General features: G+C 50.3%; 22 protein-coding genes. 9 read left to right on the forward strand and 13 right to left on the reverse strand.

The window, feature by feature from the left end; genetic code table 11:
- Window positions 1-163 precede the first annotated feature (163 nt).
- Both CFI03_RS30505 and CFI03_RS30510 read left to right on the forward strand, forming a co-directional pair.
- Complete coding sequence (locus CFI03_RS30505; RefSeq protein ID WP_248762812.1) at window positions 164-1,096, forward strand: cation diffusion facilitator family transporter; 933 nt, start codon at window positions 164-166, stop codon at window positions 1,094-1,096.
- Window positions 1,097-1,205: 109 nt separating this feature from the next.
- The gene (locus tag CFI03_RS30510; RefSeq protein WP_248762814.1) at window positions 1,206-1,922 is read left to right on the forward strand and encodes a DUF421 domain-containing protein; all 717 of its coding nucleotides are present in this window, start codon (window positions 1,206-1,208) and stop codon (window positions 1,920-1,922) included.
- A 46-nt stretch (window positions 1,923-1,968) separates the two neighbouring features.
- Here CFI03_RS30510 and CFI03_RS30515 read toward each other — a convergent pair whose 3' ends face one another.
- The 8 genes from CFI03_RS30515 to CFI03_RS30550 all read right to left on the reverse strand — a co-directional run bounded on the left by CFI03_RS30515 (window position 1,969) and on the right by CFI03_RS30550 (window position 9,690).
- Window positions 1,969-2,568, reverse strand: coding sequence for a hypothetical protein (locus CFI03_RS30515; protein WP_248762815.1), 600 nt, complete (start codon window positions 2,566-2,568; stop codon window positions 1,969-1,971).
- A gap of 168 nt (window positions 2,569-2,736) precedes the next feature.
- Window positions 2,737-3,306, reverse strand: coding sequence for an SF0329 family protein (locus CFI03_RS30520; RefSeq protein ID WP_248762816.1), 570 nt, complete (start codon window positions 3,304-3,306; stop codon window positions 2,737-2,739).
- A gap of 132 nt (window positions 3,307-3,438) precedes the next feature.
- Window positions 3,439-4,761: an ABC transporter substrate-binding protein gene (locus CFI03_RS30525; RefSeq protein WP_248762817.1), complete on the reverse strand. Its 1,323-nt coding sequence runs from the start codon at window positions 4,759-4,761 to the stop codon at window positions 3,439-3,441.
- A gap of 47 nt (window positions 4,762-4,808) precedes the next feature.
- Complete coding sequence (locus CFI03_RS30530) at window positions 4,809-5,645, reverse strand: carbohydrate ABC transporter permease (protein WP_248762818.1); 837 nt, start codon at window positions 5,643-5,645, stop codon at window positions 4,809-4,811.
- Window positions 5,642-6,598, reverse strand: coding sequence for a carbohydrate ABC transporter permease (locus CFI03_RS30535; protein WP_127490636.1), 957 nt, complete (start codon window positions 6,596-6,598; stop codon window positions 5,642-5,644). The genes CFI03_RS30530 and CFI03_RS30535 overlap by 4 nt, the downstream gene beginning before the upstream one ends.
- Window positions 6,599-6,784: 186 nt before the next feature.
- Window positions 6,785-7,777, reverse strand: a complete 993-nt coding sequence (locus CFI03_RS30540) for a mannonate dehydratase (protein ID WP_127490637.1) — start codon at window positions 7,775-7,777, stop codon at window positions 6,785-6,787.
- Between the two features lie 58 nt (window positions 7,778-7,835).
- Window positions 7,836-8,984: a helix-turn-helix domain-containing protein gene (locus CFI03_RS30545; RefSeq protein WP_248762820.1), complete on the reverse strand. Its 1,149-nt coding sequence runs from the start codon at window positions 8,982-8,984 to the stop codon at window positions 7,836-7,838.
- Window positions 8,985-9,036: 52 nt separating this feature from the next.
- Complete coding sequence (locus CFI03_RS30550) at window positions 9,037-9,690, reverse strand: GntR family transcriptional regulator (protein WP_248762823.1); 654 nt, start codon at window positions 9,688-9,690, stop codon at window positions 9,037-9,039.
- A 250-nt stretch (window positions 9,691-9,940) separates the two neighbouring features.
- Here CFI03_RS30550 and CFI03_RS30555 point away from each other — a divergent pair, with 250 nt between their 5' ends.
- Genes CFI03_RS30555 through CFI03_RS30575 form a run of 5 tightly spaced genes read left to right on the forward strand, consistent with a single transcriptional unit; the run spans window position 9,941 to window position 14,784 of the window.
- The gene (locus tag CFI03_RS30555; protein WP_248762824.1) at window positions 9,941-10,738 is read left to right on the forward strand and encodes an SDR family NAD(P)-dependent oxidoreductase; all 798 of its coding nucleotides are present in this window, start codon (window positions 9,941-9,943) and stop codon (window positions 10,736-10,738) included.
- Window positions 10,735-11,478: an SDR family NAD(P)-dependent oxidoreductase gene (locus CFI03_RS30560; protein ID WP_248762825.1), complete on the forward strand. Its 744-nt coding sequence runs from the start codon at window positions 10,735-10,737 to the stop codon at window positions 11,476-11,478. Before CFI03_RS30555 ends, CFI03_RS30560 begins: the two co-directional genes overlap by 4 nt.
- 39 nt (window positions 11,479-11,517) lie before the next feature.
- Complete coding sequence (locus CFI03_RS30565) at window positions 11,518-12,903, forward strand: mandelate racemase/muconate lactonizing enzyme family protein (RefSeq protein ID WP_248762826.1); 1,386 nt, start codon at window positions 11,518-11,520, stop codon at window positions 12,901-12,903.
- Between the two features lie 34 nt (window positions 12,904-12,937).
- Entirely contained in the window at window positions 12,938-13,843 is a 906-nt protein-coding gene (locus CFI03_RS30570; protein ID WP_248762827.1) for an RraA family protein, read from the forward strand.
- Window positions 13,844-13,875: 32 nt separating this feature from the next.
- Complete coding sequence (locus tag CFI03_RS30575; protein WP_248762828.1) at window positions 13,876-14,784, forward strand: aldo/keto reductase; 909 nt, start codon at window positions 13,876-13,878, stop codon at window positions 14,782-14,784.
- A 56-nt stretch (window positions 14,785-14,840) separates the two neighbouring features.
- Here CFI03_RS30575 and CFI03_RS30580 read toward each other — a convergent pair whose 3' ends face one another.
- The 3 genes from CFI03_RS30580 to CFI03_RS30590 all read right to left on the reverse strand — a co-directional run bounded on the left by CFI03_RS30580 (window position 14,841) and on the right by CFI03_RS30590 (window position 18,029).
- A complete protein-coding gene (locus tag CFI03_RS30580) occupies window positions 14,841-15,659 on the reverse strand; it encodes a carbohydrate ABC transporter permease (protein WP_248762829.1) in 819 nt (272 codons plus the stop codon).
- On the reverse strand, window positions 15,660-16,571 hold the full coding sequence (locus CFI03_RS30585; protein WP_248762831.1) for a carbohydrate ABC transporter permease: 912 nt from the start codon (window positions 16,569-16,571) through the stop codon (window positions 15,660-15,662).
- 90 nt (window positions 16,572-16,661) lie between these two features.
- Complete coding sequence (locus tag CFI03_RS30590) at window positions 16,662-18,029, reverse strand: ABC transporter substrate-binding protein (protein ID WP_248762833.1); 1,368 nt, start codon at window positions 18,027-18,029, stop codon at window positions 16,662-16,664.
- Between the two features lie 168 nt (window positions 18,030-18,197).
- On the opposite strand from CFI03_RS30590, the gene CFI03_RS30595 reads away from it, so the two are divergent.
- Complete coding sequence (locus tag CFI03_RS30595) at window positions 18,198-19,754, forward strand: helix-turn-helix domain-containing protein (RefSeq protein WP_248762835.1); 1,557 nt, start codon at window positions 18,198-18,200, stop codon at window positions 19,752-19,754.
- The gene (locus tag CFI03_RS30600) at window positions 19,751-21,496 is read left to right on the forward strand and encodes a sensor histidine kinase (RefSeq protein ID WP_248762837.1); all 1,746 of its coding nucleotides are present in this window, start codon (window positions 19,751-19,753) and stop codon (window positions 21,494-21,496) included. The genes CFI03_RS30595 and CFI03_RS30600 overlap by 4 nt, the downstream gene beginning before the upstream one ends.
- A 97-nt stretch (window positions 21,497-21,593) precedes the next feature.
- Here CFI03_RS30600 and CFI03_RS30605 read toward each other — a convergent pair whose 3' ends face one another.
- Window positions 21,594-23,072 (reverse strand): Lsa family ABC-F type ribosomal protection protein, encoded by a 1,479-nt coding sequence (locus tag CFI03_RS30605; RefSeq protein WP_248762840.1) that lies wholly within the window; start codon window positions 23,070-23,072, stop codon window positions 21,594-21,596.
- Window positions 23,073-23,355: 283 nt separating this feature from the next.
- Complete coding sequence (locus CFI03_RS30610; protein ID WP_248762842.1) at window positions 23,356-25,014, reverse strand: GTP-binding protein; 1,659 nt, start codon at window positions 25,012-25,014, stop codon at window positions 23,356-23,358.

A 25,014-nucleotide genomic window follows, 5' to 3' on the forward strand; every position in this document is an offset into this window, starting at 1 on the left:
AGTTGAAAAGGTTTTTGTGAAAATAGAGAAGAAGTTTATGAGAATGAGAATTCCTTCTGTTATCCATATAATGTTCATTTGAACATTTGGCTGTGGAGGGCATATACTTAAGCTACATTACTTATTTATAATAATTCTAATCTAGAGTAAAGGAGTGAATGAGATGAACAAAGGGGATTATCATCATCTTCCGCATGTAAAAGAGCAGTCCACATCCAAAAAAACGCTGTGGCTCACCTTGACGTTAACCTCAATCTTTACCGCAATTGAAATAATCGGCGGCTTATTTTCCGGCTCACTTGCTTTGCTCTCCGATTCGGCGCATATGGTATCCGATGTGCTCGCGCTTAGCTTAAGCATGTTCGCCATCTATATGGCATCACGGCAGCCTACCAGCAAATACACCTTCGGGTTCGTGCGTTTCGAGATTATGGCCTCCTTCTTGAATGGCCTTGCGCTAGTGGCTATAGCCGTGTTCATCTGGTACGAAGGCGTTCAGCGGCTAATCCATCCTGAGCCGGTAAATATGGGGCTCATGCTTGGCATTGCGGTGATCGGATTAGTCGTGAATGTCGTACTCACCTTGCTGCTTCACCGAAGCACGAAAGAAGAAGAAAACCTGAATGTTAAAAGCGCTTTATGGCATTTCATAGGCGATACGCTCAGCTCGGCGGGAGTAATCGTATCCGCCATTCTGATGAAAGTCACTGGCATTCTTATATTCGATCCTCTTATAAGCATGGTGATCGGCGGCATTATCGCGATCGGCGGCGCAAAAATTATCCGGGAGTCTTACGTTATTCTAATGGAGGCTGTGCCGGAGCAATTTGATCTGGAGGCGATACGCCGGGATTTGAGCAGCATAGCAGGAGTATTGGACGTGCATGATATGCATCTGTGGGCAATATCGACGGACCATTATTCCTTAACAGCCCATGTCCTTGCGCATTCGGATACCCAGCCGTATTGCATTACGCTTGCCTTGAACGAATTATTGAAGGAGAAATACGGCATCGTCCACTCGACCATCCAAATCGAGCATGCCGCCATTCATCATCATGGCGAATACGGACGACAGTTTTTGACTTTAACCTAATGAAACTACAAACCTTGAGATCAGCATATAGGCTGGTCTTTTTTTGTGTCTGAATAAATAAAAGCGCTTGAAGAAAAATTAATTTAAATACAATTTTTGGAGGAGCTAAATGTCTGAATACTTTGTCATTTTTATAAGGAGTATCTCTTCCTTTATCCTCCTTTTAATCATCACGAGATTGATTGGCAAACAAACATTATCAAACATGAATAGCCATGATTTCGTAACCGCGATTATCCTAGGCGCCATAGCGGCGAACATTGCGTTTAACGAGAAGATCGTTCTATCCCATCTTGTCATTTCACTAGGTGTGTTTACTGTCACTTCGTGGCTGCTTAGTCTTTTATCTTTAAAAGGAAGAAATGTGGAGAGATGGTTATTTGGAAAACCATCCGTCGTCGTAGATGGAGGAGTATTACTTCAGGAAAACATGAAGAAAAACAAATTAACACTGGATTCCTTAAACGAGATGCTCCGGGAGAAGGAGATTTTCGACATTGCCGAAGTAGAGTATGCCTTACTTGAAAACAGCGGCAAACTCTCCGTTCTGAGAAAGAAAGAATATCGGCATCTTAATTTGCATTTACTAAATGTTGAAAAAGCATACCCGCCAAAACCAATAAACGTTCCTGTGGAACTCATAAAAGAAGGCAAGTTTATTTACGAACATTTGCATGAAGCAAATATAAAGACTGAAATGATCGAGAAGGCTGTGCAAAAGAAAGGACACATTCTTGCCGATGTGTTTTACGCTGTAAAAGGTACGGATGGGAAACTGTATTTTGATTTTTATCAAGACCAACTAGATCGTCCAAAAGATATGTAAACCAGGAACTCACAGCGTAACTGCCCGCAGTGAGTTCACTGAAAGATTAGGCTGCTCTCTTCCCGGTCTGCTGGGCTGCCCTTCGTTCAATCAACCAAACCAATCCCCAGAACACGATTGTGCTGAGCATCGCGACAATCGCCGAACCGCCTGCATGAATAACCGCCGCAACGGCAAAGGCGGTTGCCAGCAAGAAATGAATTTTTCGTAAATGCTTGTTCTTTACTCGGCGGATTAGAAAACCGTAGATCCCTAACGAAAGCAGCAGCGCAAATCCTGCGATACCTGTATAAGTGTCGTCTTTTATTCTCGATTGCGTCAAAAAATAGATGCCATGCGCAGAAATTAAGACGATTACGGCGTATCCGGCAAGTCGATGCGCTTTGTCAAATAGCTTGACCAGCTTCTTCACAAGAGGAGACGGCGATTTGCGCTTGCGCTTCAATCGCAGCCACGCGTAACTAACGGCGGCGCACCAGACAGCGATCGTTCCCATGGTCTTGAATAAGCCTTCGCTGCCTCTTTCTTCAGGGTTTATTACGGGAGGGCCCTGATGGATTGTGCCAAAAAATGCGTAGAAGATCAAGGCAAGACTTGCCAGTGCCACAACTACGGCGGGAACAAATACGCTACGACCAGGTTTCATGTGCATTCCCCTTCTCTCTTCAACGTTTGAATCAGTATAGAAGGCAGGTATTAAAAAGATCTTAAAAATTTATTATTCACTTATTATTTCTGATTCCATAAAAAAAACCGTTCACCGCAGGAGACGGTAATCGGTTACTGGTTAAACCATTGTTATGCCTTCATGTACTCACATCGCGCCAAGTCGCAATTCATAAAAATACTGAACGACGGGATGCTTTAACTTGATTGTATCGCTCATGTTTTGAAGCCGTTTTTTCCCGACCCTTCTGTCAATCAACGCAAGGATATTCAATAAGATATCCTTGCTCTCCATGCTCTCTTCAATGGAAAGAGATAAAAATTTATTGGCTATAACCACGAAATTCGATTTGCTTAGGGATGTCTGCGCCGACAAAAGCTCCTTTGCTAGCTCGCCGATTTTTCTGCCTCTTGCCATAACCTTTAGACGATCCTCCGGAACAAGTCCTTTGGTATCCGCTCTGACGGCTTCAATCTCATCCTTGCTGATCGGAATTTGAAGCAACGGGTCATTCTTGATTTCCTGCTCGGTCTGATACCATCTGATCAATGTAGTTGCATCATTCATATTAAATACGTTCTTCTTATCTACGGCTATATAACAAAGCCCTGCTTTATCGGGTAAATAACGGTAGCTGGTTGACCGGTATTCCACCCTCCCCGATAACGCCGGACTAAGAAAGCTCTCCAGTTGCTGCTTCATTTTGCTCCAGGACATGTAAACCTCCAAAATTTCAATACTTCTTGTCTATCATACAGGAATATGCACCTCAATCCCACTAATGTTAACGAAAAGGCGGCAAACCCGGATAGGTTAGCCGCCTTTTCGTTAACTCGTATTCAAAAATAATTATTTCGCGGCTTGCTTCTCTGCGATCGCGTTGCCCGACTTGGAAATGTCGTTATAGGCATCTTCAATCGATTTCTGGCCGTACATTACGGCATCCATCGTTTTCTTATAGTTGTCTACCCACTCCGTCCACCCTGCGGCAGCCGGGGAGAACGGCATGGCTTTATCAATCGACGTATCGTATAATTTCTTGCCCAGCTTCTCCTTCGGTTGCAAGGTAGGTTCAAGCGCTGCATAGATCTCGTCGTAGATCGGAATGCCGAAGTTCGTGCCATACGTTTTGCCAGCTTCCTGATCCGTCACGAACCATTTGATGAAAGCCTTCGCCGCATCCTTATGCTTGGCGTCGGTGCTTACGCTTAGGAAGATTGTCGGCTGCGCCCATCCGCCGCCTTCCGGCCCTACCGGAAGATTGACGACGTCTATTTTCCCCGGCATTAACTGCTCAAGCGCTCCTACCGAACCAACCGTTGCGCCCCGCGTCATCACTTTGCCGCTTGCCATCGGGTCCGCTTGCGGGTCGTTTTCCTTAAATGCGCTAACCATGTCCGCAGGAGGAACGATTTTCTTTTCGCGGAATTCCGCATGGATGCCATAGAATTTCATGAACAAGTCTTTGTCCAGATTAAACTTCTTGCCGTCCTCTTGAATAATCCGGCCTTTGCCGTATGACATTTGATAATACTGGTAGAAATCCCACGTATCCGTGTCGCTGATCGGATAGACGCCATCCGGAAGCTTGGCGCGGGCATTTCTCGCAAAGTCGAAATATTCGTCCCACGTCCAGTCTTTCTTCGGCAGTTCGATGCCGGCAGCCTCGAGGGCTTCCTTGTTGAACGCCATGCCTTGCGCATTGCGGCTGATCGGAATGCCGTAAAGCTTGCCGCCGATTTTCAAGTTTTCGAGCGTTTTATCGTCGATGACGCCTGTGAGATCGATATCCGATAAATCCTCCAGCGTGCCTCTAGTCGCGTATTCTTGAATGTATGCCCCGTCCATATGAAGGACATCCGGCAGCGAATGGGAAGCGGCCAATGTCGGAAGCTTTTTCCAATAATCGTCCCATGCCATGTATTCGGGCGAGAAGGTAACCGACGGATTTAATTTCGTATAGACCTCCTGCGTTTTCAACATCGCCTGATGCCGGATATCCGCGCCTTGCCACATGATTTTGAGCTTCACCGGAGCATTGGAGGCGCCATTGCCGCCAGCGTTCGAAGCATTCGCCTCCCCGTTGTTCGCGCCGCCGTTCCCGCAAGCCGACAAGCCCAGTGTGGCGGCAAGCATTAATAACGTGAATCCTTTGTATACGTTTCGCTTCATCTTTTTTTCCCCTTTACCTTGTATTTTGAACTTGGATCCGCAAGCCGTTATCCTTTTAATCCCGTCGTTGCAATCCCTTCGACGAACTGCTTCTGCGCGAAGAAAAACAAAATGACGGACGGCATAACCGAAAGCAGCGACATCGCAAGCAGCCTGCCCCATTGGATCTCGAACTGATCCACGTACATGCGCAGCGCCAGACCAACCGTAAACTTGCCAACCGAATTCAAGTACAGCATTTGCGCGAAGAAATCGTCCCAGCTCCATATAAACGTAAAGATCGCCACGGTCACCAAAGCAGGCTTAATCAGCGGTAAAACAATCCGATAGAAAATACCGTAGACGGAAGCACCGTCGATCTTGGCCGCTTCGTCCAGCTCCCGCGGAATGCCCCTTATGAATTGCACGAGCAAAAAGATAAAGAATGCGCCGCCGCCGAAGAAATGAGGAAGAACTAAAGGTATGTAACTATCCATGAACTGAAGCTTATTGTAGAGAATGTACTGCGGAACAATGGTCACTTGTCCGGGCAGCATCATCGTAAGCAATAGGATGGAGAATAACGCACCGCGAAACTTAAAGTTCAGACGGGCAAAGCCGTAAGCGACGATCGCGCTTGTAAGAACGCCTCCCAGCACGTTCCAGAACTCCATAAGCAGCGTATTTCCGAAGAAACGTCCAAACGTAAATTCAGGGGAGAATTGCCAGCCCTTGGTGTAATTTTCCCATATCGGCGTTGAAGGCCAGATAGATGGCGAGCTCATCTCGGCCGTCGTTTTGAGCGAAGCGCCCACCCACCAGATAACCGGGTAAAGCATCAGGAGTGAGAACGCAATCAGCAGCACATGGCTGGCAACCTTATGATTCTTAAGCGCTTTGTTCACTTTTGCTTCCCTCCGTCCGTCTCGTAAAATACCCAGTAGCGCGATACCAGGAAGTTAATGGCGGTCATCAGCGCCACGATAACGAGCAGAATCCAGGCAAGCGCCGAGGCATATCCCATTTGATAATGCTTAAACGCCTTCTCGTAGAGGAACAGCGCGTACATATACGTCGAATTGATCGGGCCGCCCTGCGTAACGATAAACGCGGAGGTGAACATTTGGAAGGAGCCGATAATGCCAAGCACCAAGTTGAAAAACATGACCGGCGACAGCATCGGAAGCGTGATGTGGAAAAACTTTCTCAGCTTCGATGCGCCGTCAACCGATGCCGATTCGTAAAGCTCGCCCGGAATCTGCTTCAGCCCGGCCAGGAAGATAACCATCGTCGAGCCGAATTGCCATGTATTCAGCAGAATCAGAGTTCCAAGCGAGGTATGCGGATTCGTTATCCACCCGACGCCTTGAATGCCGAACCAGGAAAGCACATGATTGAAATAACCGTTCAGATTAAACATGTTGCGCCACAGTGCCGCTACGGCAATACTCCCGCCAATGAGAGAAGGGAAATAGATCGCCGTCCGGTACAGATTCATGCCCTTCACATTTTTATTCAGCATCATCGCGACCATTAAGGAAAAGAAAAGCTTCAGCGGGACGGAAAACAACACGAAGATAAAGGTGACTTTCAGCGATGTCTTGAAATCGTTATCGTTAGTGAAAATGTTGGCGTAGTTATCCGTACCGGTCCAGGTCGGAGCCTCGAGCAGCGAATACTCCGTAAAGGACAAATAAAAAGACTGGATGATTGGCCATGCGGTAAGCAATAAAAAGCCTATTAACCAAGGTGAAATGAAAATGTAGCCTGCCAGATTGTTATCGTTGGTTCCTTTGAGCTTCTTCGTCAAGCGCAGCTTTGTTGCCGTTGCCGGCTTATTCATAGCTTCAGCCTTCATTTCATGTTCATCCCCCCTCACAGCATCTATAAGGCTCATTCTATTGAAATCGCTTACATGTGTACATGCGATAGATTTATGAATTGGTTTGTTTTTTTACACTCTTAAGCGACCTTAAAAAGCTCTTTCGAACACAAAAAAGCTATGCAGCCGCAGCATGCATAGCTTCTTCCCTATCAAACCTGCTTATCCGTTCAGATTCCCCGCAAGCGCCCTTCGTTCCGCCGTAGCCGCCTCCATCAACCCTTTAATGTACCCTACGCCATACAGTCGTCCAAGCGTTTCGTAGCCGGGATTCGCATTGTCCTCCCCTTCCATTGTCGGAACATGGTCCGGTCTTGCCGGTCCGTCGAATCCAACCTCGTAATACACTTTCATCGCTTCGTACATATCGGTCTTGCCGTCATCGTGGAACGTCTCCTGGAATTTGTCCGGCGTGCCCACGACGTCGCGGAAATGCACAAAAAATAACTTGTTCCGATTCGCAAAATGGCGGATGACATCCGGGATATGCTCGCCAGCGGTCGCAAGCGTGCCTTGGCATAACGTAATTCCGCTGTATTCGCTTGGCACGAGATCAATGGCGCGCTGCAAAGCCTCGCTATTCCGGAGAATGCGCGATACGCCGCGAATCGGGCTTATAGGCGGATCGTCGGGATGCAAAGCCAGCTTGACCTTCGCCTTCTCGGCAATCGGCACAATTCTCTCCAAGTAATATCGCAGGTTGTTCCATAATTGATCCTCCGTTACGATCCCCGCTTCCGTAAGCGGCGCGCTTTGCATCAAGGAATGATCGTAGCTCGACACAAGCGCTCCGCCGCGCGTACGCGTCGTTGTCGACGTGCGGAACCAATTGAACTGCGCCATGAAATTGTAGCATAAGACCGGGATGCCAAGAGCGCCCATATTCGATATGAGCTGGCCCATCCATTCAATTTCTTCGTCTCGTCCCGGTAAGCCAAGCTTAATCTTATTGGTTGGCGGTGCCGATTCAATAACAAGCAGCTGGATTCCGTGATTCTCGTAACGCTGCTTCATGTGCAGCAGGTTCATATAATCCCAAGGCTTCATGCCGTTATCTTCCTTCGGCAGCGGGCCAACGGCGTAATCGACGCCCATCTGCTTCGCCAGATGCCATAGCTGGTTCGGATGGGAAGTGAAAAACTCGGCTAGTTTCATAACCTTGTACACTCCTTCATTATCGTAAATAACCCCCAATGAGATGATGAATAGCTGGTTAATTTGCATCCCGGAATTCGCTTGGCGACAAACCTACCTTCTTTTTGAAAATTTGACTGAAATAACGAGAGTCCTGGTAGCCGACACGCTCGGCGACTTCATAGTTTCGCAGATGGGTCTGCTTGAGCAGTTTTTTGGCATGGGTTATTCGGATGCGGGTCAGATGCTCGATAAACGTGACTCCCATTTTCGATTTGAATAGAAAGCTTAAATAGGCGGGAGTAATAAATACTTTATCGGCGACGTAATGCAGGGATGCCTTATCGTATTCCTCCTCCATCAATGTAACCGCTTTCTTAATTAGGTTGCGATTTAGGCTGTCGGCGCTGCAAGGCGTTCCTCCCATTCCTTTTATCGCCTGGCAAACGGCATCCGTCATTTCTTCCAGTGTATTCAGCTGCATAAGCGCCGTCATATCGGGCGTGTTGCATAAATGGGACTGTCCAAGCTCGTATTTGACCCGAAGCTGCAGGCTGACCAGCAGCTGAAGCGTCGCGTCAACGACTTTCTTGACCGGCAGAGGACCGTTGCGAGTGAGCTTCCGGTAGAAGTTTTCTACCGCTTGCCGGTTTAATGATTGTTCGGTAATGGAATCGTTAGTCAAGAGACGCAGAAGCTCGTCTTCCTTATCCCGGGGATATTCGGCGTCCGTTGCATACTCGGGAATACTGCTGTAGTAAATGGGCTGCGAATGGTTTTGATAGAATCGGTGTTTCATGGCGAAGAGGGCTTGTTCGTATCCATGATGCAGACTTGATAATTGCGAAGTAGGATTGCTGATGCCTAGCGAGATCAATTGAGGGTTAAAGCTATGCTCTTGCTTGCAAATGCTGCCGTATAGCTTCATGATGGATTCGCGGTCGTCCCAGGAAAATAGAACTCCGACATTTCCCTTGTCATCTGGCAAAATAGCGGTGTTGTCCGGTCCATGGCGCTTGATGACCGCATAGAGTTCATCCACGGCGTATCTTCGGGACCATAAATCCGCCTCCGGGAGGCTAACGCCAAACAGGGCTAGAGCCGGATAAGAGTAATAAGCGTGAAGCCCGCACTCTTCCAGCCTCCTCTTCATTTCTCCGGCTTCAAAGCTGCCGCCGGGAAGCAGGTCGTTTAGCGTCTGAGCTCGTTCCATAACCCCTTGCTTCATAATCGGCACTCCTCTCTTGAGAAAGGATGAATAAAAGAATGCGGCTGAAGGGCTACTCTCCGATATAGTTTTTATAGAAATCGAGTCCCCTTATCAGCTTCGTTTCCGTCTGATCAACGTCGCCCGATTTAATGAGATCCAGAATTTCGGTATGGGAGTCAGAAAGCGTATGGCCGGGATGATCCTTGTTCGTTACCGTAATGAAACGCATAACTTTCGTTTTGATGCTGTTCCAAATGTCGTAGAGAAGAGCATTGCCGCTCCTCAAATAAAAATAACCGTGAAAGAGCATATCCAGCTCGACCAGCCGGTAAGGATCGTCCTTGTCGATCGCATCCCGCATGCCGGCAATAACGCTTTCCAGGTAAGCGATATCCTTCTCATCCAGCACCATCATCGCTCTGCGAAGCGCCTCGCCCTCAACCATTTGCCGGAGCTCGTAAATGTCCCGTATCTCCTGGGCCGTAATCTCAGAAACGGCCGAGCCTTTATTCATTTTGCCTACAATGAGACCTTCCTGCTTCAGCCTCTCGAGCGCTTCCCTGACGGGAGCTTGGCTGACGTTGAATTGTTTGGCGATATCCAAAACGATCATGCGGTGTCCGGGCAGCAGTTCACCTTTCATAATTTTTTTCTTTAAGGCGATATAGACATGCTCGCTAAGAGAGATTGGACTTTGCTCTGAACTGGCTGTTTCGATGGACACGTGCTCTCACCACCTTGGGATTTGGAAATTTTACGGATTATCGATAATCGATAATTCGATGCTAGTCGCTTCGGACTGGAAAGTCAAGATGAAAATTTCCCACTTTTTTCAAGCTGAATCAACCGTAAAAAAACAAACAAAATCATAATTTTGCGGCATGGCTTTTCGCTTCAATCGGTCGGTAAGATGGTCATGTAAAGCAAATCGCCTGCCGAAAAGAGTCCAGTATTCATGAGGGGGTGTACATGATTTGAAGAGGAAAGTGGTCTTTATCGCGGATGCCGACAGCTGGTCCGCCGAGGGACTTATCGCACGGTTTAGTCAAGATGGTGCGAAACTCATTCTGAATAGTTCACGCGAGGATAAGGAATGGGACAACTTGCTCGTTAGCTGCAATGCCGCTGGCTCAAACGTGCTTGTTACCCATGCCGACCTTAGCAGCAGCGGCGACATATCAACAATGCTCGATCAAGCCGAGAAGCTGCTTGGCCCAGTCGACGTCATGATTCACAATTGCTGTGCGTTAAGTCCCGCCTCTGTCGAAAGCTGCGAAGAAGCGGAGTTTGTCGAAATCATGAGGAAAAATGCCAAATCGGCCTTCTTCTGTACCCAAGCGCTAGGCAGACGGATGGCGGCAAGAGGCTTCGGAAGCATCATCTTCGTCAGCTCCATTCATAACGAGAAGCCTACTGGTTCCTCCTTCGCTTACAGCGCCTCGCAAGGATCGGTGAAGATGCTGGCTCATGAAGCGGCCTTGTTTCTCGGCCGATCCGGAATCCGAGTCAATGTAATTGAGATGGGCCCTGTCGAAGGTTCGGACATGACGTTCCACAGCCTGGTGTCCGGACTTTACGACGATTACCGCTACAAGGTGCCAGGCGGAAAGCTTGGGACGACTAAAGAATTGGCCGAGCTTGCCTTCTTCCTGGCCGGAGATGAAGCCGGCTATTTGAACGGCGCAGATATACGGCTGGACGGCGGTTTTCTCCTGCATTACATGGATCATCGCATGAACAAGCCGGCCGAGGAGGAGACGCGAACGCCATGAGCCACAGCTTGACAGGAAAATCGGCACTTGTCACCGGCGCGGGAACGGGCATCGGCAAGGGTATCGCCTTGGAGCTGGCAAGGCGCGGCGCGAAAGTGGCCATTCACTACAATTCCAGCGATGCCGGAGCCAAGGATACGCAGCACCGGATCGAGGAGTTTGGCGGCCAATGCGTAACCGTGCAAGCCGACGTCGCGGAACGGGAGCAGATCGGGCGCATGGTCGATACGGCCGCGGCTGAGCTTGGCGGCATCGACATTCTGGTCAACAATGCCGCGCTTCAGCTTAATCTTGACTGGTTCGATTATACGGAGGAGCTATACGACCGCGTCATGAACATCAACCTTAAAGGATACTGGCAATGCATGCAGGCGGTTATCCCTTATATGAAGGAACGGCATTTCGGCCGCATTATTAATATTTCATCCGTGCATGGCAAAAGACCTACCGACTTCGACGTGGTCTACTGCATGTCGAAAGGCGGCATCAAAATGCTCGGGAGGGAAAGCGCCATTGAACTGGCGCGTTATGGCATAACAGTTAATACAATTGCGCCAGGCGCGGTCGACGTCGGCAAATTCAAGGCCTCTCATAAGGAACCAAATCGCAAAAAGTTTCCCCTTGGACGCGTCGGACTGCCTGAGGATATCGCTTCGCTCGTCTGTTACGTGGCCTCGGACGAAAGTTCGTTTATGACCGGCTCGACCATCCGCATGGATGGTGCCGGCATGTTGATGTAATCTGCCCAATACCCATATTCCCGCAAAGGAGCATTGCCCATGACTCAACAGGAAACCTATGATAGCACGTTAGCTCACGTCAACACCTACTCCAAGCCTTCGGAGCTTCGCATTACCGACATTCGCTTTGCCGATATCGCAGGCGCTCCCATGCACTGCAGCCTGATCAAGGTGTTCACGAACCAAGGCATCGTTGGCTTCGGCGAAGTGCGCGACGGCGCCGACAAACAGTTTGCCCTTCAGCTCAAAAGCAGGCTGCTGGGCGAAAATCCGTGCAATATCGACAAGCTGTTCCGCAGAATCAAGCAATTCGGCGGACATTCCCGGCAAGGCGGCGGCGTAAGCGGCATCGAGATCGCCCTCTGGGATATTGCCGGCAAAGCTTACGGCATGCCCATCTATCAAATGCTGGGCGGCAAATTCCGCGACAAGATCCGCATGTATTGCGACACCGACGTTGACGGTAAAGATACGGGTAAAGCTATGGGCCTGGCGCTGCAAAAAAGAATGGAGCAGGGCTACACCTTCCTTAAGATGGATCTGGGCATCAATCAGATTATTAATGAGCCCGGCACGTTAAGCGCCCCTCTTGGCTTCCTGGAGGATATGAAAGCGTTGTCCAAAGCCTGGTATTCCCGAAAGCATTCGAACCTCTCCGAGCACCAGCTGCGGGAAATACGCAGCCGCCACTACGATATTTATAACATCGCGCATCCGTTTACGGGCATCCATGTGACGGAGAAGGGTCTTGACATGCTGGAGCAATACGTTGCCGACGTTCGCATGGTGGTCGGCTACGAGGTCCCTCTTGCCGTAGACCATTTCGGGCATATCGGCTTGCAGGATTGCATCAAGCTGGGCCGCCGCATCGAAAAGTACAACCTGGCTTGGATGGAAGACATGATTCCGTGGCAATACACGAATCAATATGCCCAGCTCGCAAGCGCGGTGACGACTCCGGTCTGCACCGGAGAGGATATCTATCTCAAGGAGAATTTCAAGCCGCTTCTGGAATACGGCGGCGTATCCGTCATCCATCCCGACGTGCTGACGACGGGCGGTATTCTGGAAACGAAAAAAATCGGCGACATGGCCCAGGAATACGGCGTCGCGATGGCCATTCATATGGCGGAGAGCCCTATCGCCTGCCTCGCAGCCGTGCATGCCGCAGCCGCCACGGAAAACTTCCTGGCGCTCGAATACCATTCCGTCGATGTCGATTGGTGGGACGATCTGATCGTCAGCAAGCTGCCAAAGCCGCTGGTCCAGAACGGCTTCATTCATGTGCCCGATGCGCCTGGCCTTGGCATCGAATCGCTTAACGACGAGGTTATCGCGCTGCATCTGCACCCTGAAATTCCAGGACTCTGGCTCCCTACCGACGAATGGAACGGCTACTGGTCCAACGACCGACTTTGGAGCTAAGCAGCAAGACAAAAAATAAAGCGAGGTGTCCGATATGAAATTTAATAATGCCGAAGATACCATTCAGTTATCGCCGCTATGGCAAGGCGAGCGCTTCCCGGACGGCCGTCCCAAAGTGCCGTCCAGTGTTCTTGCCCGACTAGGCAGGATCACGCTCGAGGAGGCTTGGGGCCCCCTGTGGTCGAGAGGATATCATTATCAATTCGAGGGCGATTTCAAAATCATTCACCCGAACAAGGTGATGGTGGGCCGCGCGGTTACGGCCGTTATGGTGCCGAAACGTCCGGATCTGCACGATACGCTGCTGAATTACGGTCATGAGCAAGAGGATCGCAGAGGCTTTTTTAACCAATGGGTAATCGATTCGCTGGAGGAAGAAGATGTCGCCGTCATCGATATGTTCGATAAAATCTATCAAGGCACCTACGTGGGAGGAAACCTGTCCACCGCTATCTCAACCCGTACGAAAACCGGAGGCGCCGTTATTTGGGGCGGTATACGCGACAATCAGCAGGTTCAGCAAATCGAAAACATCAATGTTTTCTATCGGGGCAGCGACCCAACCGCAATAGCAGATGTCACGATGGTCGGCATGAACGTTCCCGCCCGCATTGGCCGGGCCGTCTGCCTCCCCGGCGACGTTGTGCTTGGCACGCCGGCAGGCGTCATCTTCATCCCTGCCCATTTGGCGGAGCTGACGGCTACCCATGCGGAAAAATCGCAGGTCCGCGACGTGTTTGGCTTTGCCCGCTTGAACAGCAGAACCTATACGACGGCGCAAATCGATGCAGCATGGACAACGGCCATGTGGCAGGACTTCATTCAATGGTTCGACACTGACAAAGCTGCCGTGCCATACCGGCATTTGACATGGGAGCAGGAGCTCGAAGAAGCGCGCCGCAATGAAAATAACGGCCCTTCCAGCGATGTCCGGTTATAAGGTAATATAGGAATAAAAAAGGAGCTTAATTGATGGATAAAGCGATATTAGGCCGTACCGGTTTGCAGGTTACGAAATTAAGCTACGGCGCCATGGAAATACGCGGACCCCGCGTATGGAACGGAAGACCGGTCGAGGATGCCGATGCGGGCCTCATCTTGAATACCGTGCTCGATGCGGGTATCAATCTGATCGACACCTCTTACGATTACGGCCGCAGCGAAGAATTAATCGGCCGCTTCATCAGCCACCGCAGGAGCGAGTTTATTCTGGCGACAAAATGCGGCTGCTGCGTCACGAACCGCGGCGATCATGACGAGACGTCCCATATTTGGACGCGCGATAATCTGCTTCATAACATCGATACAAGCTTAAAGCGCATGAAAACCGACTATGTCGACGTCTTGCAGCTTCATGGACCTACGGTGCAGCAAGCCGAAGAAGGCGCGCTGGTCGACGTACTGAAGGAAATTCAGGCTAGCGGCAAAGCCCGTTACATCGGCGTATCCTCTTACCTTCCGAATCTACCGGCCTTCGTGGACTGGGAAGCATTCGATACGTTCCAGCTGCCCTACTCCGCTCTGGAACGAGAACACGAGGATTGGGTGACAAAAGCCGCGGACACCGGAGCAGGCATCATTGTCCGCGGCGGCGTGGGACAAGGCGAACCGGGTATCGGGCGAGGTTCGGAGGAACGCTGGAGCGCATGGGAGCAAGCGAAGCTGGACGACCTCTTGGAACATGGCGAGCAGCGGACAGGGTTTCTGCTTCGTTTCACTCTCTCCCACCCTTCCATGACGACAACGATCGTGGGCACCAAGAATCCTTCCCACTTGGCGGAAAATCTCCGTTACGCCGAGCTTGGCCCGCTTCCAGGCGACGTCTACGAGGAAGCAAAGAAACGATTGGACGCCATCGGGCGGACGGAAATCGCGAAATAAAACATAAACGAGCCAATGGAATTCAAATTCCATTGGCTCGTTTTTATATTCAGCGTTTACCCTTTTACCGATCCGGCGGTCAGCCCCCGAATGAAGCTTTTCGAACCAATTGCGAATAGAACAAGCACCGGCAGCGTTCCGATCGACAGTCCAAGGATTTGCGCCGCAAGATCGGTTCTGTACGCGGAGCCCAGCGTCGTGATGCCAAGCGGGATCGTGTACATCTCCGGCTTGTTAATTACGATTAACGGCAGCAGGTAATTATTCCACGACCAGAGGAAGACCAGCAGGGAAAGCGTTGTTAATGCCGGATAAATAAAGGACAGCACGATCCGGAAAAAGATTCCGAGATCCGAGCAGCCGTCGATGCGCGCGCTCTCGATCACCTCGACCGGTACCGCGCCGCGAATGAACTGCGTCATCCAGTACACGCCAAACGCGTTTGCCACCCAAGGCAGGATAAGCGGCATCAACGTATCGGAAAGGTTCAGATAACGCATCTCGATCACGTACGCGACCAGGCCAAGCTGGCCAGGGATCATCATCGTCAGCAGAACAGCCCCGAAAATTTTCGATTTAAACTTAAAATCGTATTTCGCGAACGCAAACCCGGCAAGCGCGCTGACGAACACCGACAGCAGCGTGCTGGCAGCCGAGACGACAAAACTGTTCCAGTAGGCCAGATCGAACCGGCTCGCCGCAACCGTCTTGAAGTTTTCCGCTAGGTAGTTGCCCGGATAAAGTACGATCTTCGTAAAAAGGTCCTCGTTCTTGTAAGTGCCCATAACAACCATAATGTAAAACGGCAGCAAGGCGACGATCGACAGCAGCGCGATACCGACCGTCGCAGTAACCGTACGCGATCGTGTACTCATTTAGGATTCCTCCCTGTAAAACTTGGTGCCAACAAACGAGAACACGGCAATAATGACGCAAAGTCCGTAAGCGATCGCCGCGCCTAGTCCGTAACGAGTTGTGCTGCCGAATGCCGTGTCATACATATTCCAGACGGTCGTCAGGCAGCATCGTTCCGGTCCGCCGATGACGGCAGACGCCGAGCCCATTCCCGCGCCGCCTAGCAGCAGCATTGGTTCCTCGAGCAATTGAAAGCCGCCGATAATTCCCGTAATGGCCACGAAGGTTGTGACCGGGCGAAGCAAGGGCAGCGTTATGGTCCAGAACGATTTCATGCCGGTTGCGCCGTCAACGGCAGCCGCCTCGTGCAAATCCTTCGATATGTTGGCAAGTCCTGCCAGATAAAAAATCATCGTGTAGCCAAAGCCCTTCCAAAACAGCATCAGAATAATGACGATACGGGCATACATCGGTTCGCCAAGCCAATAGATCCCTTCGTCGATGAGACCGAATTCGAGCAGCAGCTTGTTGACGAAACCGGCCTGCCAATCGAACAGCAGGTTGAACATGAGGCCGACCGCAACCGGCGTGACGATGTACGGCAGGAAGTTGACAAGCTGGAAAAAGGCTTTCCACTTGACGAATTTGCTGTAAAGCAGTGAAGCAATCGCAAGGCCAAACGCCATTTGAAGCGGCAGCGATACGGCCACGAACAGCAGCGTATTCCCGACCGAGGTGAAGAAGTAAGAGTCGGGATTAAACAGAAAAACATAGTTGTCCAGCCCAACGAACGTTTTTTTTCCGATCCCGTTCCAGCTCGTCAGACTCACGTAGAACGAAAACAAAATTGGAATCAGGCCAAAGGCCGCGTAAAACAGCATATACGGTGACAGAAAAAGATACGGCGCCCATTTTCGCTTCACCACATCCATTATTCCCACTCCGATCGTTATAAGGTCAAGGAAAGCGCAAAGAGCGGCCGCCCGGCCGCTCCCAGCGTCTCTTCCGCATCGTGCTCGCCGTTAACCGAACGTAACGTCCGGCACTTTCGCCTTCAGCTCTTTTTGAATCCGGTCCATCGCCTGCTCCACGCCGAAGCTTTTATCCTTCGATAGAGTCTGCAGCACGATGCTCATCGCTTCGTCAAGCACCTGGTCGTTCACGTTCTCGGCAACGTCGGTCGTTACCCCGGAGATGTCCACGAAGAACTTCTCCCCAATATCCTGGGTGCCGAAATTCTCCCACGTCCAATTCGAGAATTGTTTATTCTGGTAAGCCTCTTTGTAATGGGTAAACACGCCGTCCTTCTTCTGCGCTTCCGCGCCTGCCTGCGACATCGAAGTAAACTCGATCCATTTCCAAGCCAGCTCGGCGTTCTTGGCGCCTTTCGGAATGCCGTGCGACGAACCGCCGCGGATATAACCTCCATCCGGAGCTACCATCAACGCCCAGCGGTCAGGCTTCTTGTCGTTTGGTCCGATGACGTATTGCGGCATCCAGACCGGGCTTGGCGTAAACATGTACTTATCGCCGCCAAACGAGGCGTTCCAGGCCGGCGTCCATTGGTCGAGCTTGTCTACAATGCCCGCATCGCGGAACTGGACAAGCCGCGTTACGACGCTTTGAAGCAGCTGAACGTTTAACTTGTTGCCCTCGAAGTACGGCTGATCCCGCTGACCCTTCAGAATATCGTAGACACCGCCAAGGCTTGGGAACATCATGACCTTACCGCCGCTCTTGTCGAGCACCTCTGCGCCTTTGGCGATAAATGCATCCCAGTCCGGCAGCATCGCTTCCATCTCTTCGGGATTGTCCGTACCCAGATACTCCTTGGCGAGCGACTTGATGTAGGCAACGCCGGCAACGCTCATATCATCCGGAATAGCGACCAGATGGTCATTCATGGAGAATGCCGGAGCGTCATACTCGAATAACACGTTGCGGTCCGCATTATAAGGGTCGGCCTCTAAATCTTGCAAAATATCCATACTGAAGATCTTTGCCTTCTGCCCGCGCTCGATCCGGATAACGTCCGGCAGCTCGCCGCCCGAGGCGATCGTCGTCTGCAGCTTCTTCGGAACATCGGCCGCTTCGACCTGTACTCTCTTCACCTTGATCCCCGGATATTTCTCGTTAAAAGCCGCCAGCGCCGTCGGATGCTCCGGCTCCCAAGTCCAGAGCACGAACTCCCCTTTAAGCTCCTTGTTGCCTCCGTCCTCCGCAGCACCGTTATTCTCTGTTTCTGCCGCCGGTGTGCTCGTTTTGACGTTTCCGCCGTTGTTGCCTCCGCTATTGCCGCCGCTTCCGCCTGAACATGCGGCTAGCAAACTAACAAGAGTCAAAGCAGTCATTGCCTGCACGATTCCTCTTCCCCATTTCGAACGACGCATCCCAAATCCTCCCTTAGGTTTTTGGTTACGCTCTCATCATATACAAGTGCCTATGAAAGCGTAAACATAACAAAACTGCATTTTTGGTCGGGATTCTGCACTTTGCTTCACCGCCCTTATTGCGTAGAGTATAATGGATTCAAATATGGACATGGGAGGCTCCCTTCGATGAAGATCATATTGGTGGATGATGAACGCATTGCCCTGGAGCATATACGAACGCTAATACCATGGGAAGAGAATGGATATGAGATCGCAGCCGCGGCAACAAACGGCCGAAGCGCGCTGCGTCTCTGCGAAGAGCATCGTCCCCAAATCATGATCGTGGATATCCGCATGCCGGTTATGGATGGACTTGAGCTCATTCGGGCGGTAGCCGAACGCGGATGGGGCGTCAACTTCATCGTAATGAGCGCATACGAGGATTTTAATTATGCCCGTCAGGCGATATCGCTCGGCTGCGTGTCGAGCTACCTTGTTAAGCACGAGGTTAATCGAGACAAGCTTATGCAGGAACTTGCGAAAGCAAAGCTAGCTTGGGAAATGAATGAGCGGCAGCGCAAGCTCTCCCGATCCGAACAACTGAAGGAAGCGTTTTTCGCCAGCAGTCCACCTGCCAAGCAGGGCGCTCACATCGCGCGTCCACCGCTATGCGCGCTGCTCCTGCAAGCAGATGTGCCGTTCACGACAATTCCATCCGTCGCAGCGTCGCCCGATGCCAGCGGGACAATAGGATGGACGGAAGGCTTTAAGCATGCGGAGACAACCGCCGACTGGGAATTAGTCGGGGAATTCGCGCATGGACCCGGCAGGCTGGTTGCATTGTTTGAGCAGCGCGATAAAAGCGTCTCCGTGCAGCGTGAAGCTTTTCATAGAATCGCCTCGACTGCGCAGCGGGAGTTCGAAGGTCGGCTTGGTTATACCGTCTCTTTCTATTTCGCGTTCGAATACGCCGATGCGGCGCATTTGCCCGCCTTGATACGCAAGCTGGAAGAAGCCGCGCGACACACCGTTTTTTCCGGCCGCAATACTATGGCTTGCGCGCATGATCTTCCCCTGCCAATCCGTATGGCACCTGCGAATATGGATGGCAGCCGCCGGTGGCTTGAGGCGTTGGCGGCCTGTATCGCACAAGAGGATTACGGCAGTTTTGAAAGCGTTATCAACGAATGGTTCGACAGTCTCGCGCAGCCGGAATGGAACTTGAACGGTTTGTACGAAGCCATCCGCGCGCTGACAACCCTGTATCGCGAACGGCTTGCGGCAGCGGGACTTCCCGAGGCGGATCCGCTGGATCCATTAACGTTCGGTCCCCTGTATCACGTAACCGATATACGCAACCGGTTCCTTCATGCTTTCGGCGAGCTGAACGAGCAGGGATCAACTGCCCGTAAACGTCTGTCCCCGAAGCTCCTGCAAGCCATACGTTACCTCCATGCTCACTTCCAGGACGAGATCGGGGTCGAGGATGCCGCTGCCGCAACCGGCATTAGCGTTAGGTATTTGCATGAGCTATTTAAGCGGGAGCTCAACCGCACCTTTCTTGACTACTTGACCGAATACCGAATTAAGCAGGCTAAATTCATTCTTATGCGCGAGGACGCCAAAATGGCCGAAGTGTCCGCTCGGGTCGGCTATCGTTCCCCCCAGCATTTCAGTCAGGTGTTCAAGCGGCTGACCGGCGTTCTCCCCCACCAGTTCCGTGCTAAGGAGCAGGCCCGATGACCAGGCTTCGCACCGTCATTTTCTGGAGAATCGTTATCGTCGCCGCCGTCAGTTTTCTGCTGTCCATAGCCTTTACCTACTATTACTATAATCATATCCTGATTGGCCAAATGATGCAGGAGGACAAAGCGAAGCTGAGCCAGACGGTACGGCAGCTCGACTACATGTCCGATGATATTTCGAAATTTACGTTAACTCTTATCATTGCCGAGCAGCTGCAGGAGTTCTACAAAACGTACGATCAGCTCGACACGTTTGATCAGTTCAAGGCTTTGCAGAGTACGTTCAAGTTCGTCGACGGTTACAAAGGGCTGCGCAAGGAGGTAACGAGCTATGCGCTTGTGCTGCCGGACGGACGAGTGTTCTGGAACGCAGCCGGCAACGACAGCTATTTCAGCGAACGCTTGAAGGAGCCGTGGTACTTGAATTTCGTCCAATCGGGAACCGAGTACGGCTTCACCGAGCCCCACCGTATGCTTGCAGACCAGAAACCGTCATCCGAGACGACCATCATTAGCTATGTCGTGACGGTGCGGGATATCGAGAAGCCCGGACAGACGATTGGTAAATTCATCGTTAATCTCGACTACAGCCACTTTCAGTCGCTGCTCGACTTCAGTCCTTTCGGCAACTTAACCTGGCTTAGCGAATCCGGGGACGCGCTCTATGTGAAGCCGAATGACGGCGAGCAAGCAATAGCCCGTCTCGTTCAAGATCTAGATGACGGTACGGGCACGGAAGGCGCATACCGCGTGAACAACGGCTACCTGCTTGTCGACCGGTTCGAAACATCCGGCTGGCGGCTGGCCTCCTTCATCTCGCAGGCATCGTTGTTCGACCGCGCCAAGATCGTCTTGTACCTGCTTGGCTTCTTCACGCTTGTCAGCACCTCGCTTATCCTTGCCCTGATGATTCCGGCCATCCTCCGCATTACCCGTCCTGTCATGCGGCTGTATAATGCGATGAATGCGGTATCGAGCGGTAATTTGCAGGTGTCCGTGCAGATCGATACCGGAGACGAGATAGAAAAGCTAGGGAACGGGTTCAACCGGATGACAAGCCAGCTGAGGACTCACATCGAGGAATCCATCCAGCACGAGAAAGACAAACGCGAGCTCCAAATGGAGCTGCTAATGTCGCAGCTTAATCCGCATTTTGTTTACAACACGCTGAATGCCGTTATTTACATGGCCCAAAAACAAGGGAATGAGGACATCGTCCGCATGGTCTCCGCTTTTATTCGCGTGCTTCAAGACGCGGTGAAGACGGGCGGAGACGATTCGCTTGTCCCGCTCCACAATGAGGTCGCTCTGCTGCGGGATTACATTGACATTCAATCGTACCGGTACGCCGATATGTTCAAGGTGGAGTGGTCGCTGGAAGAGCAATCGCTTCCTTATCTCGTGCCGCGCATTCTGATTCAGCCGTTTGTCGAAAACGCCATTTTCCATGGCATATGCCCAAAGGACGAGCCCGGCACCATTCGTATTGCCGCTTGTGAATCCGAAAGCCAACTTATGATCACCATCGAGGACGATGGAATCGGCATCGAGCCGGAGCGGCTGCAGAGGATTTGGGAATCGCATGAGAAAAAGAGCAGCCCCGGGCTGAGGCACATCGGCCTTAGCAATACGAAGAGGCGGCTGGAGCATCTGTTCGGAAGCCTTGCGTCCTTACGGATTGAGAGCGAAGTCGGCCAGGGGACTCGCGTCTTCATTCGGCTGCCTAAGGTAAGCAAGTAGTATGCTCGGCTCTATCCCGTTAAAAGAAAGACAGCTGCCGATAAATGGTCGGCAGCTGTCTTGTGGTCTCAAGGCAACCGTTAAGTTAAAGGCATAACTATAGGACTACCGTTTTCGTTGCAATTTCCTCTTGGAAGATCCGGTCATGCTCAACAAAAACCATGGTTGGATTAAAGCTTTTAATAAGCTCTTCAATTTGCATGCGTGAATAAACATCGATAAAGTTTAGCGGCTCATCCCAAATATACAAATGGGCTCTCTCGCATAAGCTTTTAGCGATAAGCAGCTTTTTCTTCTGGCCGCCGGAATAGTGGGATATATCTTTGTCGAACTGGATCCGGTCAAAGTCCATCTTTCGCAGAACGGATTTAAAGATCGGTTCGTCAATCTGATGTTCTTCAATAAAGTCGGACAGCTTTCCCTTTAAATGAGAGGTATCCTGCTGTACATACGAAATGACGAGGCTGGAGCTAACGTTCACTGTGCCCGTATGCTGCAGTGGCTCCCCTAAAATTAATTTTAGAATACTACTCTTTCCACTGCCGTTTTTGCCATCAAGCACGATCCGGTCTCCCGCTTCCACCTTAAAACTTAATGGCTTATTCACGAATTCACCATCATACATAACGGACACGTCCGATAACTGCATCAGTTCTTTTGATTTGTATTCCAGAGGTTCTAATTGCAAAGACTCCGTTTTTTCCACGTTTTTAAGCAGCGTAGACTTCTCTTCGATTGCTTTATTTTGCCTTGCTTCCAGGCTCTTTGCGCGTTTCATCATTTTTGCGGCTTTATGTCCAACAAACCCCTTGTCCAACTTCGAACCCGAATTCGTTGTGCCATTTTTGGAGGCTTCCACTTGATTGGACCAATTAGCTGAACGCTTGGAAGATTGCTGCAGCCTTCCAATGTCTTTCTGTAAACGCTCATTCGTTTTTTCCTCATGTTCCTGCTGTCTATCGAAATTCAGCTTCCAAGAGGAATAATTACCGCTTTGAACCTCTATATCGGCTCTGTTTATGGACAAGATATGGTCTACGCAGCCATCCAAAAACTTTCTATCATGCGAAATTAATATGAACCCTTTTTTCCTTTTCAAATATTTGGCAACCATCTTCCTTGCATGGGTATCCAAATGATTGGTCGGTTCGTCGATTAATAGAAATTGCCCTTCGTTCAAGAAAAGCGCAGCCAGCAAAACCTTCGTTTGTTCCCCATTCGATAACGTTTCGAACGGTCTGTACATCACTTCAGCATCGACTTCCAAATAAGATATTTCCCGAAGAAATTGCCAATCCTCCGCTTGAGGACAAATCTCTTCCAATATTTCGTAGGTGAGTCTGCTTTTGTCCGAAACCGGATACGGAAAATAATTAAATTCTACCGACGAGACAATATTACCGCTGTATTCGTATTTCCCTAATAACAGATTGAAAAAAGTTGTCTTGCCTCGACCGTTGCGGCCAATAAATCCAAGCTTCCAATCCGTGTCGATTTGAAAGCTAACGTCTTCAAAAATAGGATCGAAGCTGCTGGGATAAGAAAATGTCAGGTTTTGTACATGAATCATTGACATGGTAAGTTCCTCCTTTTTATAAACAACTTGCTTCTTTATAAAAAGTCGGCACATATCCATCGACCTTCATTTACTCCGTATAAATGGAATGGATACTTACCGACTTATACGGAGTAAATCATGCGTAACCACCGTGTCTGTACTCATGTTCCCCCTCCTTTTCTATTCCGCTAATCGCGCATAAAAAATAATAATTTTAGCATACCGAATTTCAAAGTTCAACAAGGTTAAAGCTAATTACAAATAAAAAGGAGCACTGCTCTAACAGCGCTCCTTTTTATTTTTATATGGAATAACTGTCTTGAATGAGAGCCTTCACAACACGCTTCACGGTATCTTTGGCCGCTTCCTCGATGGAAGAATTTGCAGCAACCTCGATTGGCAGGAAAGCTTGACCAATGATATCTTGCGCAATGGCTTGGTCGTTGTCGTTCGTAAAACCTGCAGGTACTATCGCAAGAAGTCCCGCATTGTTCAGCAAAGTGGCATAGGCTACGATTTGCCGCAAAGATTCTCCTGAACGGTTATCAATCAGCATCGTATGATAACCTCTTGCCACGAGACGTTTCTCGATTTCCTTGGCGAGTACCGAATGGTCCAGACCGGAACCTTTAAGCCAGATCGTTAAAGGCTGCTGTCCTTTTTGCTGGGCGCGAGCCTCTCTGGTAATTTCGGTATCGATCCGGTTGACACTGTCAGAGCTTTGAAGAGCTTCGTCAATAACGCCGCAAGCGGAAGTCATATTCGTTACGCGATCAATGAGTATAAAGCCACCGATGCTTTTATTTTTTTCAAACTTGTCAAAAACAATACTATCCGATAATGAGAATTCGCATCTAGCCAATTCATTCTTCACTACATGATCGGCTGTAACCGTATTGCCTGTATTAATATCAATTTTGTGTTTAATTCCCGTCACAGTGCCGGGAAGAATCTTCGTGCCAACCTTCACCAGAACATCTTTGCCCGGCGTCAGGACAGAATCATCCATCCAAAGAATCGTTGAGCTGAAGCTGTCTGCCTCTTGTAGCTCATTGTCCTTCGTAAACACGCAACCTCGCGATACGTCGACTTCCCGGTCTAATTGAATCGTAACAGGTTGCCCCGCATGGGCCGAATTTCGGTCTTGGTCCGTTACTAGGATTCGTTTAACCTTCGCCTTCTCATGGCTAGGCAAAGTAATCAATTCGTCGCCAACTGCGATGCTGCCGGCTTCAATCTGGCCTTGGAATCCGCGGAAGGTGTGGTCCGGACGGCATACCCGCTGAATAGGCATCATGAATGGCTTCACGTCATCGCTTGCATGTACTTCAACACTCTCCAAATACGGCAGCAGAGCAAGACCTTTGTACCAAGGCGTATTTGGCGATTTCGTCGTAATATTATCCCCTTCCGTTGCGGAAACGGGGATCACCTGAATGCTCTCGAACCGGAATTCAGTGGTTATGCGCGCAAATTCTTCTTTGATTGCGTCAAATTTATCCGTATCGAAATCCACCAGATCCATTTTGTTTACCGCCAATACCAGATGCTTAATCCCCATAAGGGCGCATATCCGGGTATGGCGCTTGGTTTGAGTAATAATTCCTTTGGTTGCGTCCACCAGAATAACGGCAAGATCGGCGAAAGATGCGCCTACGGCCATGTTGCGCGTGTATTCCTCATGCCCCGGCGTGTCCGCTACAATGAACGAACGGTGATCCGTCGTGAAATACCGATAAGCCACATCAATCGTAATCCCCTGCTCGCGTTCCGCAAGCAGCCCGTCGAGAAGCAAGGAGTAGTCAATTTTGCCGCCGCGGCTTCCCAGCCTGCTGTCTAACTCGAGCGCTCTCTCCTGGTCGGCGAACAAGAGCTTAGCCTCGTAAAGCATATGTCCAATCAAGGTGGATTTACCGTCATCCACGCTTCCGCAAGTAATAAATTTAAGCAGACTCTTCAT

Origin of the sequence: Paenibacillus sp. ATY16, assembly GCF_003399985.2 — a bacterium.
GTDB lineage: Bacteria > Bacillota > Bacilli > Paenibacillales > Paenibacillaceae > Pristimantibacillus > Pristimantibacillus glycanilyticus.